The 13,089-nt window shown below is 57.5% G+C and carries 9 protein-coding genes; 2 read left to right on the top strand and 7 right to left on the bottom strand.

Annotated features, from left to right (window positions below; all coding sequences use genetic code 11):
• The 4 genes from TPR58_RS02955 to TPR58_RS02940 form a co-directional block, all read right to left on the bottom strand.
• Positions 1-5,481 (bottom strand): calcium-binding protein (locus TPR58_RS02955; RefSeq protein WP_346245103.1); only part of this gene is annotated, 5,481 nt, incomplete at its 3' end.
• A 1-nt stretch (position 5,482) separates the two neighbouring features.
• On the bottom strand, positions 5,483-6,109 hold the full coding sequence (locus TPR58_RS02950; RefSeq protein ID WP_346245102.1) for a hypothetical protein: 627 nt from the start codon (positions 6,107-6,109) through the stop codon (positions 5,483-5,485).
• A 113-nt stretch (positions 6,110-6,222) separates the two neighbouring features.
• Complete coding sequence (locus TPR58_RS02945) at positions 6,223-7,617, bottom strand: HlyD family type I secretion periplasmic adaptor subunit (protein ID WP_346245101.1); 1,395 nt, start codon at positions 7,615-7,617, stop codon at positions 6,223-6,225.
• Positions 7,614-9,773, bottom strand: coding sequence for a type I secretion system permease/ATPase (locus TPR58_RS02940; RefSeq protein WP_346245100.1), 2,160 nt, complete (start codon positions 9,771-9,773; stop codon positions 7,614-7,616). The genes TPR58_RS02945 and TPR58_RS02940 overlap by 4 nt, the downstream gene beginning before the upstream one ends.
• A 297-nt stretch (positions 9,774-10,070) precedes the next feature.
• On the opposite strand from TPR58_RS02940, the gene TPR58_RS02935 reads away from it, so the two are divergent.
• Positions 10,071-10,928 (top strand): sterol desaturase family protein, encoded by an 858-nt coding sequence (locus TPR58_RS02935; RefSeq protein ID WP_346245099.1) that lies wholly within the window; start codon positions 10,071-10,073, stop codon positions 10,926-10,928.
• Between the two features lie 277 nt (positions 10,929-11,205).
• Here TPR58_RS02935 and TPR58_RS02930 read toward each other — a convergent pair whose 3' ends face one another.
• On the bottom strand, positions 11,206-11,649 hold the full coding sequence (locus tag TPR58_RS02930; protein ID WP_346245098.1) for a hypothetical protein: 444 nt from the start codon (positions 11,647-11,649) through the stop codon (positions 11,206-11,208).
• A 135-nt stretch (positions 11,650-11,784) separates the two neighbouring features.
• Here TPR58_RS02930 and TPR58_RS02925 point away from each other — a divergent pair, with 135 nt between their 5' ends.
• Positions 11,785-12,636 (top strand): LysR substrate-binding domain-containing protein, encoded by an 852-nt coding sequence (locus tag TPR58_RS02925; RefSeq protein WP_346245097.1) that lies wholly within the window; start codon positions 11,785-11,787, stop codon positions 12,634-12,636.
• A gap of 43 nt (positions 12,637-12,679) precedes the next feature.
• Here TPR58_RS02925 and TPR58_RS02920 read toward each other — a convergent pair whose 3' ends face one another.
• Together TPR58_RS02920 and TPR58_RS02915 are read right to left on the bottom strand one after the other, a co-directional pair.
• Positions 12,680-12,880 (bottom strand): hypothetical protein, encoded by a 201-nt coding sequence (locus TPR58_RS02920; RefSeq protein WP_346245096.1) that lies wholly within the window; start codon positions 12,878-12,880, stop codon positions 12,680-12,682.
• On the bottom strand, positions 12,877-13,089 hold the full coding sequence (locus tag TPR58_RS02915) for a DUF2274 domain-containing protein (RefSeq protein ID WP_346245095.1): 213 nt from the start codon (positions 13,087-13,089) through the stop codon (positions 12,877-12,879). Before TPR58_RS02915 ends, TPR58_RS02920 begins: the two co-directional genes overlap by 4 nt.

Below are 13,089 nucleotides of genomic sequence, written 5' to 3'. Positions count from 1 at the left end.
GGTGCTGTAATTCCCGTACCGCATGGTGACCTGGTCGGTGGTACCGGCGATCTTGAGTACGAAATCATAGCCGTTGTCGGCCTGGGTCACGATCACATCGCTGGCGCTGATGCCGGTGCCGAAAACAAGCTTGTCCGTGCCGGATCCGCCCTCGCCATATTCGCTGATGACGTCCTGCCCATCGCCCAGGTCAAAGTGATAGACGTCGTCGCCCGCTCCACCATAGAGGGTGTCGTTGCCCGTGCCACCAGAGAGGATATCGGCGCCGCCGCCACCGGAAATCCAGTCGTTACCGCCTCCACCGGCAAGTGATTCCGCTAAGCTGCTTCCGTACAGCGTATCGTTACCTGGAGTGCCTCCACTGGCCCTGGCGAGTATATCGGCGAAGCTCCAGACGGTCCCGTTCGCAAACCGAACTTCTTCGATACGAGCATTGCCGTTTGAATTATTACCATTGCTGATCGTGACCTGGTCGCTCGTCCCGGCGATGGCAATCACGATATCGAGTCCATTGTTCGCCTGCGAGACGACGATACTGGACGGATCGACCCCTGGGCCAAACACTAAGGCATCTAGCCCAGAGCCCCCCTCACCATATTCGCTGATGATGTCCCGTCCGTCGCCAAGATTGAAGCGATAGATGTCATCACCGGCTCCACCGTAAACCGTGTCGTTGCCGGCTCCGCCCGTCAGATCGTCGTTTCCACCCTCACCCCGGATGATGTCATTACCGGCACCTCCGTTGATCACATCTCCCTCAAGTCGGCCGCGAATAGTATCATTCCCCTCAGTTGGAAGCCGTGCGAGAAGGTCGCCGAGCGACCAGCTGGTGCCATCCGCAAACTCGACCGTCTCAATGCGGGAAGTGTTTCCTGCGACGTTGGTGTAACGCATTGTAACTTGGTCCGTACTGCCACCAACCCTAAGCACGAAGTCATAGCCGTCATTGGCTTGGGATACGCTGACGTTGCTCGGATCGATGCCCGCTCCGAACACCAGCCTGTCACTGCCTGAGCCACCTTCGCCGGACTCGCTGATGATGTCCCGCCCATCGCCCAAGTTGAAGCGATAGATGTCATCGCCAGCGCCGCCATAGATCGTATCGTCGCCGGTGCCCCCAGACAGGTCGTCGTTGCCGGCTTCGCCGCGGATCACGTCATCACCGGCGCCGGCGTTGATCACATCGCTCTCAAGTCGTCCCCGAATAATGTCGTTACCTGGGGTTTGCAGCCTCGCTACGAGATCGGCGAGCGACCAGAGCGTTCCATCCGCGAAAGCTACCGTCTCGATACGATAGCCGCTGCCCGACACGTTGCCATAGCGCATGGTAACCTGATCAGTCGTACCGGCGATGTTGAGCACGAAGTCGTAGCCGTCATTGGCTTGGGAAACGCTGACGTCGCTCGCGTTGATGCCCGCTCCGAACACCAGCCTGTCATTGCCGGAGCCACCCTCCCCGGACTCGCTGATGACGTCCCGTCCGTCGCCGGGATTGAATTGGTAGGTGTCGTCCCCGCTTCCACCATAGAGCGTATCATTCCCAGCGCCGCCTGCGATGACGTCATTGCCAGCACCCGCGCTGATCCAGTCGTCACCCGCAGCACCGGACAATGTCTCACCGTCAAGACTCCCATAAAGGGTATCGTTGCCAGCGGTCGGGATGGTCGCACGTGCAAGGAGATCGGCGAATGACCAACTCGTGCCATCCGAGAACACCACCTCGTCAACCCGATAATTATAGCTTGCGCCATTACCATATTTGATCGTGATCTTGTCGGTCGTACCATTAATGCTGAGTACGATATCTTGACCATTGTTCGATTGTAACGCCGTTATGTTCTGAGAATCTATCCCTGGCCCGAATATTATTCGGTCGTGACCATTCCCATTATACTCATATTCATTGATGACGTCTTCGCCATCGCCCAGATTAAAGAAGTAGCTGTCAGCACCCCCTCCGCCATAGAGCGTGTCGTTGCCGGTTCCACCCGTGATCCGATCACTTCCGTCACCGGCTACAATCACGTCATCGCCCGCGCCCCCTCCAATGTTCTCTTCATCGAAGCTTCCGAATATCGAATCGTTTCCGTCCGTCGCAGCGCGCGCTCTTTCGAGCAATTGAGCGAAGGACCACGTCGTTCCATCCCGGAACACGACCTGGTCGATGCGGTGCCGGTGATACCAGCCGTTACCATAGCTGATCGTGACCTGGTCATTTGTTCCGGCCACTTTGATGACAATATCTAGACCGTTATTCGTTTGCGACACGATCACGTTGTCGGCCGAGATACCGGCTCCGAATTCCAGGGTGTCGAACCCGGACCCACCAAGTTCATATTCGCTGATGACGTCGGCACCGTCACCGCGGAAGAAGCGGTACGTGTCGTCGCCACCGCCCCCTTGAACGACATCGTTGCCGGCCCCGCTCTCAAAGACATCGTTACCAGCGTTGCCAGTGAGAAGGTCGTTTCCAGGGCCACCAGCAACGCGAGACCCCAGCTCGAAAGCCGCGATCGTGTCGTTGCCATTGGTGCTCACTGCGTAAAGGGCAGCGTCCCGGATCTCGCGCTGACTGACCGTCACCCCGTCGGCGAAGGTTATCGCCTCGATCGTGGCTGCGCCGGATTGCGTGAAATAGCCTTTGACTAGGACCGATTCATCTCGCCCCTCGAAACTGATCAGGAGGTCTGATCTCGAACTTCCCGCAAAACTGAACCTGGCCTCCGTTGAGCTCAGCACGCCCTGGAAGGCGATCTCGTCACGAGTACCGCCGCTATCTTCGACAATGTCCTGACCACTTCCGGCGTAGAACACGTACGTGTCGTCACCATTGCCGCCGCGCAGCACGTCATTTCCTGCTCCGCCATCCATGAGATCGGCGGACAATGGATTTGCACTGCCATAAAGCGTGTCAGCCTGAGCCGTGCCGGTCTGAACATTATGCAGCCCGACGAGGATCGGAAGCGCATGGTTCCCGGTGTGCGCGCGATAGCTCGCCAATGTGACGCTGCCATCGGGGTCGATGACCGACAGGGCGAGGCGATTTGCCAGAATCCAGTTGGCATAGCCGGCCCAGGGCGCTTGAGGATCGACCGGCAGTGACGACATGAGCCTGTCAATCACTCCCTTTGCATCGCCGATTACCTGGTCGGTTTTGTAATCCCAGGTGAGCCCTTGCAGGAGGGCCAGATCCGGATCGAGTGCCAATGCACTCGCGGTGCTCTGGGCGAATACCTGCGACGCCAGTGCTTCATACTCTGCAAGTGAAAACGCTTCGCCGTTCGCTGGAGTGGCATTTGAGAAAGCGTCGATCAGAGCTAGTATTTCCCGACGCGCGAGCATGTCGGGAACCTGCGTGAAAAATCGTGCGGCAAAACCCGCTGAAAGTTCTTCAAAGCCTTGAAAAAAGGCGGAATTTGTCACGGGTGTTCCGGAGAAGAACGCGACATGGTCGAAGATGACCCGGTTGGCCAAAACCTCACCGAACAAAACTATCTGATATTTGTCCGCCGTGTTTTCGGTGACGGTGAACCTCGCCCAGCGAGCAAGCATATCGTCGAAGGCGCTTGCTTCGTAATCATACTCGATCCAACCATCTCTGATCAGCCCACCATTTGCATTCAATACCGGGGGGTGGGTGATCGAGGTCTGATGCCCGCTCGCAGCATCGATTGAAGTGAACTCTCCATTGATAAGATCCTTGACCATCTGCTTCAGTACCGGATCAAGGGACATTGAGACCCAAAGATCGGGGAGGAGTCCGTAACCTCTCAAGTTTGGCAGCCCAAATACTTCCGGATCATATTCGAAATCTGGCGGCAGCACGAACGAGGTGTTAATCTGGTCTGTCGCAAAATCGACAGCGATTACCTCGCCAGTCAAGCCGGATGGGCCGGTAAAACTTCCTGTGAAGCGGATAGAATTCTCGGCGCGAACCTGCTTTGTGGACTGCGCGTTCAGGTTAATTGAAACGACGCCCGCCTGTGCAAGCGTCATGATTTCGCTTGATTGGCTAACGCCGTCCAGATTCAGGTCCTGCCAGACCCGCAACTCCGAGAATCGCGCATCAGCGGCGGAAATGACGCGATCGTTATTTGAGTCGAGTTCAGCAAGAACCGTGAAGCCGTCGACTTCAGACGTGCCGAAAAGTTCGAGGCCATTATCGATCAGACCATTACCATTATGGTCGAGCGCAAGAAAGCCGTCGCGCGCGGAGACCCAGCCGGTCCTTTCCGCGAAGCCATCGCCGTCAAGATCGAAGTTCACGCCTGACCCTGTCAGAGACGTCAACCGCGCGCCGTCAAAATTTAGATCCAGCACAAGGGGATCACGGCGCCGGAACGAAGCACCGATCGCCTCCAGAATCCATTCCGTTGCCGCTCGGAGCGCTTCCTCGCCAACAATGGCTCCAACGGCACCGCCGGCGAGCGCGCCAAATAGGCCGGCCCAAGGACCGAATTTCCCGAGGACGGCCATGCCGAGCTCGGCACCATACATTCCGCCAAGCATGCGACCCAGGAATTCGTTTGCGACGATCGCAGCATCCCCGTGCCGGCCTTCCGCGTTGAGCTCCTTGATCCTGTTGCCGGTTGTCAGGGCATCCCACACGCCAGCAGCCACACCCGCTGCCTGCAAGGCCTTGTTTGCGCGGGCCAGGTTTTCGGACGCCCCAGCGGTATAATTGCCCTCAGCATCGTATGAACTTGCATTCGATCTGATGGCGTCGACATCACTCTTGAACTTCTGCTGACCCGCATCCAGCAGGCGGCGAGCCTCGGCCGCTGCGGTGGCACGTCGTTCGACGTCCGTCTTCCAATCGCCTGAAGGCCTGTCGCCAGTCGATCGCCAGGATTGCTCGACGATTGGCCCATTGACGCGCGTGTAACGTTCGACCCCGAGCTGCTCAGCCGTTCTAAAAATCTCCGACTTAGTTATATTATCGGTAAACTTCGTTGGATCGGGATTGAGGTTATGATTGGGCATGTTGGTCGTTTTAATGGCCTCAATCGCTTGATGTTCGAGCAGGGGATCATGACCATATAAAAACTCAATCGCACTGGGAACGGGTTTGCCATGAACATCTCGACGCATGCCCAGTGACTTTATCGGTATATCGCGGTATTGAACTGAACTTCGTATCTGCGACATAATTCCCGCGTCGCTTGTCCAGATCTCACTCGTAGTGATGCCAGCTTCACGCTCTGCCTTAATAATCTCCCAGATACCCAACTCGCCGGCGTTCTTCCCAGTTGGAGGCGCTGAACTGGGATGTGGTTCAGTCCTGATGTTAGCTTCGGCATTCTTTATGAAATTTCGGACTTCGTCTGACGTGTGTGGGCTCGCGCCCAACTCTTGAATTATCTTTGTCGTCGTCCGAAACTCATAGCCCTGCGCGGCAGCGGCGGCTCGAGCGGAATCGTAGATCCCGCCTTCGATCAGAGACTGGAGGAGATTGGTATCGAGGTAGATAAACTTTTCCATGTCATTCCCCCAACCTATCTTGATCGCCGATCTCTCGGGCGACGTCCATTACTTCCAAGACGCCCCACGCTTGTGAGGCAGACCGCTCTCGAACATGGTCCAACGCATTGTAGAGTAGGGCTAGGAAGTACTCCCCACTAATACCCTTTTCATGATAAGACTGGGCAGTCAGTTTGCTGTTATGCTGGCATACCGCTTGCCAATATCGGACCGCATCGGGATGATAGCGATCTAGATATGCTTTGGCGTCCTGAATATTTTCGGGCGAGGGGGCAATCCACTCTGTAATCGTAGTCCCCGGAGCGGACTGGTGCTTGCGCTCGATAAGGCGGGGGGCAACGAATTGCCAAGTTTCGGCTTCCTCGCGCCTTAGCGTTGGCTGGCTGTTAGCGACGCGGGCACGCTGTCGCAGAGCTAGAGCCAAATCCCTGAATGTTTCTTCGTCAAGCCCCCCCTCGCGGTGCACCGGAGAGTCCACATGATTAAGCAGATATTCAAGATCAGCGCGAAGCGGAGAAATATCTCCCAGCACACACTCCATGAACGCTAGCTCGTTCCAGAAGCTCGTTTCCCCTGGTTCTCGGGCTCCCAGGTAAGCAACAATCGTGTCAATAAGCGAGTCGCTCATCGAGATATTCGCAGATGCACGGCCGTCATTGTTGGTTCCCACCTTTCATGTACTCCCACCGTTCCGCCAAATCGTAATATCACGCGAATAATATCTACTGCCGCCGTCTAACCTCATCGTTCCCGGCCCGCTTCATGTGTCACTTCATCAATCGGACTGATAAGGTAGCTGAAGATGCTCCTCTCCCCGGTTCGGATGTCCGCCGTCAACGACATCCCGGCTGCGAGCGGCGTCATCGGGCTATCGCGACCAATCGTCTGACTTTCCAAGGCAACACGAGCGCGATAGACTAGGCCAAGCTTTTCATCTTGCACAGCATCAGCCCCGATACGCTCGATCGTGCCGTGAACCGTGCCGTGCCGTGTGAAAGGAAAGGCCTGCAGCTTCAGCACTACCCTTTGCCCAGCTTTGACGAAGCCGATGTCCTTGTTGAGCACCACCACATCCGCAACCAGCGCTTCGGATCGCGGCACGATGATCATTATCGGCTTTGACGGGTCTACGACTCCGCCGACTGTGTGAACGGACAATTGTGATACGGTGCCGTCGACCGGACTACGAAGCGTTTGTAGGCGCGAGCGCTGCCGGGCCTTCACAAGCTCCTCTCGCCGCAATCTGACCTCCGCTTCGGATTTCTCGAGATCGCCCAGTATGCGCGCCCGTGCCTCGGCTGTTGACTGCGATCCCCTTTGGGAGGCGCTCGCCAATTCCGCGCGGGCTCTGCGCACGCTTTCTAATGCGATATCGCGATCGCCGGCGGCGGCAATCCGCTGGCGACGCATTTCCAGGACACGCAGTCGGGAAACATACCCCTGCTTCAGCAGTTGCTCGTTCGCCGATATTTGCTCGTCCAGAAGCGGCAATGTTTCAGACAGTTTTGCGACTTGGCGTTGAGCCTCGGCGAGTGTCGCTAGCGCCCTTTCGCGGTCTGCTGCCTGGCTTGCATCACGAGCGCTCACATCGGCGAGCTGCGCACGGGCCAGGGCCGCAGAAACTGCGATCACGTCCGCCTTTGCCCCATCGGGTGCTCGATAGTCGAACCCCCGCCCGTCGATCCCTGAAAGAATTGCGCGGGCACGAGCGGCATCCAGTTCTGCCGTCTCGAGTGCGCGCTCCGCCTGGGTCAACTCGGCCTCGGATACCGTTGTATCCAGTTCCAGAAGCGCCTCGCCTCGCCGTACTCGCTGACCGTCCTGGACGAGAATAGCTCGGACGATCCCGGCCTCTGACGGCTGGACAATTCTGACACTGCCGGCGGGCACGAGGCTTCCTTGAGCAGACACGACGACGTCGATGCGGCCAAGCATAAGCCACGCGATCGTTGCGGCCAGACCGACCAACAACACCCAGGATGTCACTCGAGCAGTTGGGGAAACCGGCCTCTCGATGATTTCGAGTGCAGCGGGAAGAAATGCGGCCTCCTCCACACGGAAGGCCCTGCCGGCGCTTCTGCGGCCTTCTGCACGCGCCGACCGAGCCATGCTCCAGCGCTTCGCCAGGGTCGTCACGCCGCCGCGTCCTGCAACGGGCCCGCCTGGCGACGGTGCAGATCTGCGTACCGACCGTTCGAGCTCAGCAACTGCTCGTGACTGCCGAACTCGACGATGCGGCCTTGCTCCAGCGTCAGAATGCGGTCGCACTGCCGGATGGCAGAGAGGCGGTGCGCGATGATAAGCACGGTGCGCCCGCGAGCCATCGCTTTAAGGTTGCGTTGAATAATCTCTTCGCTCTCAGCGTCGAGCGCTGACGTGGCCTCATCAAAAATAAGCAGGCGCGGTTCGGTGACCAGCGCGCGGGCGATGGCCAAACGCTGGCGTTGCCCGCCAGATAAATTGCTGCCACGCTCCTCAATCAAGGTATCGTAACCTTGCGGGAGGCCGAGGATGAACTCATGCGCTCCAGCCAGCTCGGCAGCGCTGATCACCTTGTCCAGCGGCATAGCCGGGTTGGCAAGCGCGATGTTATCGCGAACCGATCGATTAAAGAGCAAATTCTCCTGGAGCACGACCCCTACTTGGCGGCGCAGCCAGGCAGGATCGATTTGCGAGATGTCCACGCCGTCCAAGTAAATGCGGCCCGATGCGGGCGTGTAAAGCCGCTGCAGCAACTTCGTGAGCGTTGACTTTCCCGAACCGGATGAGCCCACGATGCCGAGCGTTCCACCTGCAGGAACTTGAAAACTCACACCTTCGATCGTCCACGGGCCGTCTGTCCCGTACCGGAACCTGACCTGATCAAATCGGACGTGCCCGACCATCGAAGGCAATGCTGTGCGAGAACCCGCACCCGGCTCTTGCGGGGTGTTGAGTACGTCGCCCAGCCGTGAAAGGGAAAGTCGGACCTGCTGAAAATCTTGCCAGAGCTGAGACATGCGGATCACCGGCCCCGAGACTCTTTGAGAAAACATGTTGAATGCGATCAGGCTGCCAACAGTCATGGTCCCGGCAATTACCTCACCAGCACCAAAATAAAGGATCGCAGCCAGCCCCATCTTGGAGATTAGCTGGATTGCCTGCGTCCCCGTATTATTGAGGTCGATGACACGCTGATTCGAAGCGCTGTATCCCGCCAGTTGACGCTCCCAACGATTTTGCCACTGCGGTTCCACCGCAGACGCCTTGATCGTCTGAATTCCGGAAACGCTTTCGACCAGCAGCGCGTTGTTTGCAGCACCTCGTTCGTATTTTTCGTCGAGCCGGCGCCGAAGGGGCCCCGTAACCATGAGCGAAACCGCGACGTAGGCTGGGATGGTCGCAACGACCACCCAGAATAGGGTCTTCGAATAGACCCACATAGCGATCAGGAACACGACTGCGAACAGCGGATCCACCAGAACCGTAAGCGAAGCGTTGGTTAGAAACTCGCGAATTTGCTCAAGTTGCCGAACTCTGGTTACGGTATCTCCGACCCGCCTATTTTCAAAGTATGAGATAGGGAGCGAAAGCAAATGCCGGAATAGTTTGGCTCCCAACTCCACATCCAGTTTTTGGCTCGTCTCGGAAAAAAGTCTCGTCCTCAACCATCCAAAAACCACTTCCCAGGCGGATACAAAAACTAGGCCAAGTGCCAACACCTGTAATGTCGAAAATGTTTGGTTGACCAAAACTTTGTCAACGACGTTCTGGAAAAAAAGCGGCGCTGCCAAACCCAGAAGGTTTAGCCCCATAGTCAGAAGTAGGACTTCCGCAAAAATATGCCGATACTTTACAATCTGCGGCAAAAACCAAGTGAAGTCGAAATTTTTGCCGCCGTGTCCCGCGCTCTCGCGGGTGGTGATTAGTATCAATTCTCCCGACCACAACTCGGCAAGTGCTTCACGGCTGATCTTGATCGGCGAACTACCTGGATGCTGAATTAGCGCCGTTTCGCTATCCGCGCGCCCAATGATGAACCACCCGCGACTTCCAAACGCTAATGCGGGAAGCGGCAATCTTTCGAGCTTCTCAAACGATTTGGGGATCAGTTTCGCGCGAACGCCGTCTATGCTCATCGCGCTACGAATGAGGTCCTGCGCGGAGATGTTCTCGAAATGCCCCAGGTTGTGAGCCAATTGATGTGGATCGACCGCGATATTATGCATGGCCAATATTATGGCCAGACAGATCAGAGCGCCGAAGTCAGACTCATCGTCGCCCGACACAGCACCGCCGGTCCCCGTTTCCACGCCCACTCGCCCCTTTGAGCCCATTCCCCCCTTCCAAATGACACAACAGCTATGTCTAACCAAGATGAATCTGGATTATTTGCGCCAGAATGCACAAATTAAGTGATTATGCGTACACATAGATCTCTTGGCGGGGCATCTACAGATAGGCCGCCAAGTTTACGATTAGTTAACCCTCATTGATGATATTAAACTCGCGTCGCTAACCGCGATCGTCAGTCGAAAAGCCAAACTTCTGGTAGGCCACTTCATGAGCAACGCAAGATTGATTGACGCGCCGCCCACGGTATGCCGTTTATGGATTTGATTGAGCGCCTCGGCGCCAACGCGGGTGCATATGTCTGGTCTTGGAGCTTCGCGTTCATTCTCATGACGATAGTCGAGGTGCTGGTACCCCGTGAACGACAGACGCTTCGCTGCCGGATATCGGGATTGATCTTCTGGGCAATATGGCTCCCCACTTCGACGTTGATTTTTTCGGGTTTTCGTCAATTCTGGGCGATGGCAGGTATCGGACCCGTGGTAAGCATCCCTCTCGAATTTGAGTGGGCGGGACCCGCCGCGTTGATCCTATCTCCGATTGCAGCAGCCGCCGTATACGACTTCTTCTTTTACTGGTGCCATCGGTTTCAGCATAAATTTCTCTGGCGTTTTCATTCGGTTCACCATTCGATTCAAGATCTGAATTCAGTCAATTCATATCACCATATTACAGAACCAATAATTCAGTCATTGTTGATTCTCATCCCGACAAGTCTGGTCGCGAGCCAAGCTGGTCCGGCAAGCTCGATTGTGACGGTCCTAATATATATTCACGGGTCATTCATTCATTCGCCAACCAGATATAATTTCGGGGGTGGGAGGCTCCTCTTGGTGGATAATCGGTTTCACCGCATTCATCATTCGCTTGAACCGAGACATTTCGACAAAAATTTCGGAGCGTTTACCACTGTCTGGGACCGCCTCTTCGGCACCGCTCATTTCCCGGGAGTTGCCGAGTGGCCGCAGTGCGGTCTCGCGGACACAGTACCACCCCGAACGATTCGCGAATGGTTGGTTTTCCCGTTCAAGATCCGAGATGGCTCGAGCGACAGTGGGGAACCGGAGTTGGGCGCTCCTGATTGCAATGTTCATCTGAGCGACAAACTGGCCTGACCGACTGGGCCAAGTTTACGACTGTCGAACCTCAGCCATTCGCACGGCAATATTCCCGGGGTTAGGAAATATGGAAAGCTGAGGCGCAGACGGATGGATTTGAGGGTCGGTCGCAAGGCCGACGTAACGGCCCGAGAGCGGACCGCCTGCCGGCCCAATATCTTTCAACGATCAGACGGTCGGGATCGAGGTCAGGCGAAAGGCCTCTTTTGAATGACCGATCTCGTTGCTGCCGCGTCGGGAAGAACCATGAGACCGGACATTCCCCGTTTCGGAGCTACTTCCCAACCGTCGCCTTGTTGAGAAGCGCGTCCACTCGGTAGACATGGGCAGGATAGGCGAGGATCTCGTTCATCCGGGCGTTGTCGCGGAAGATGTCGCCACCTCCGCCAGCCACGTGGGCGTCTCGGCCCCTGATGTTGGGGAACGCCTCGAAGATTCCGAACGTCGTCTGCGAGTAGCGGACGCCGAACCACGGACCGGTTGCCGGTTCGTCCATCACACATCCGTAGATGTCGCGCAGCATCTGTACGACGTCGTCCTCCTTGCCCGGCCTGGCCTCGATGTGGATGTAGAACGCCTTGGGCCCATCCTCGCCGTTCTCGCCTTTTACCAGAACACCCTGGTGAGGAGCGTCCGATGATCTCTCCTGATGCTGGACCGGGCCAGGCACGGTGGCAACATCTTCAGGGCGGGTTGAGCGCGGAGAAGCTTTCGTCACGGCTACACCTTTGGGGCTATGGGACCTGCACGACCTATCGAAGTCATAAGCTAGGCCTCCGATCTGCTGCCATTGCGAAGCTCGACCCCGCCTTTCACTTTTTGCAAGTCAGCAACGGTGCTAGCGTCGCCGTCAATGCATCTCCCCTCAACCCGTACTCTTCAGGCGTTCGTTGCAACGGCTCGGCTCGGCAGTCTCGCCGCCGCAAGTGCGAGTGTTGCCATGTCGGTTCCAGCGTTGTCGCGCCGGCTCGCCGGCCTGGAAAGGGAGTTGGGTGTTCGCCTTCTGGAGCGCGTGCCGCGGGGTGTCGTACTGACCAGCGCCGGCGACGATTATCTGGCCCACGCGGTCGCCGTTCTCGACCGGTTACAGGCTGCGGCCGCGGAACTGAAGCGGGACGCGGCAGTCGTGCGGGTGACGACGATCCCTGCTTTCGCAACGCGCTGGCTGCTGCCAAGGCTGCCGGCATTCAGCGCGCGGCACCCCGGTATCGAAGTGGACGTGCGGACCTCGATCGCGTTTGAGCGGCTCGACGACGGGCAGTACGACTTTGCCATCCGCCTGGCGCTCGATCACGAGATGGCGACAGACCCGCTGCTTCCGATCCATCTCTTGCCGGTCTGGAGTGCTGCTCATCCGCGCGCGATCACCTGTCCCGAGGATGTGCTGCGTCATCAACTGCTCGGACCGGATCACCGGCCAGAATTCTGGCAGGAATGGCTTCGCGGTGTCGAGCTTGAGGGCCAGGCGGCTCGGCCGCGTGCGATCGATGCCCTGCTTCTATACGAGCAAACCTTGAGCGGTGCCGGCGTTGCCATCGGCATTGAGCCACTGATCTCGGGTCTTCTACGCGACGGGCGGCTGCATGCGCTCACCGCGCATCGGCAACGATCGGCACGCAGCTTCTTCCTTGTCGGACCTGCCGAGACGCGCTCGCGTGCTGCGCGTCTTTTTCGCGCATGGCTGTGGTCTGAAGCACAGGGCTAACCTAAGCACTAGCGGACTTCGATTTCGCGATTGGCAGACAGGCTCAGCTCCGCTCGAACAGTCGCTTCAGGCTTGGATAGAGAATGAAGGTCGATCGCCCGATCTTCATGGTTTCGATCGTCCCGTCGCCTATGAGTTCGTAGATCGTCGAGCGACAGATGCCGGTGATTCTGACCGCGGTGGAAATCCGCACGCTGATCGGCTCCAGCGTCGCTTCATCGGGTTCCAGGGCGCGTCGGGTCATTTCGACCTCCCCTTGCTGAATGCGCGATCGCTTTCGAGAAATGCCGCGAGCATCGCCGGGATGAGATCCGCCACCGGCTCCTCCCGGCCATAGGACTGGGCATAGAGCGCAGCGTAGTCGACGAGCGCCTGGTGCAGGTCCGGCATCACGGAGATACCGAGTTTGACCGGCGTGCGGTCGGGAAGTTGCGCGAGCTTCAGTTCGGGCAT

The sequence above is a fragment of the Sphingomonas rustica genome, assembly GCF_039652585.1.
GTDB lineage: Bacteria > Pseudomonadota > Alphaproteobacteria > Sphingomonadales > Sphingomonadaceae > Sphingomonas > Sphingomonas rustica.
The sequence above is the reverse complement of the archived record's forward strand: the minus strand, read 5'-3'. Positions and strand labels throughout refer to the sequence as shown.

Bases quoted from the DNA above. Each gene is read 5' to 3' on its own strand.
- TPR58_RS02950 (WP_346245102.1), bottom strand. From the start codon at position 6,109: ATGAGCGACTCGCTTATTGACACGATTGTTGCTTACCTGGGAGCCCGA.
- TPR58_RS02935 (WP_346245099.1), top strand. From the start codon at position 10,071: ATGGATTTGATTGAGCGCCTCGGCGCCAACGCGGGTGCATATGTCTGG.
- TPR58_RS02925 (WP_346245097.1), top strand. From the start codon at position 11,785: ATGCATCTCCCCTCAACCCGTACTCTTCAGGCGTTCGTTGCAACGGCT.
- TPR58_RS02920 (WP_346245096.1), bottom strand. From the start codon at position 12,880: ATGACCCGACGCGCCCTGGAACCCGATGAAGCGACGCTGGAGCCGATC.
- TPR58_RS02915 (WP_346245095.1), bottom strand. From the start codon at position 13,089: ATGCCCGAACTGAAGCTCGCGCAACTTCCCGACCGCACGCCGGTCAAA.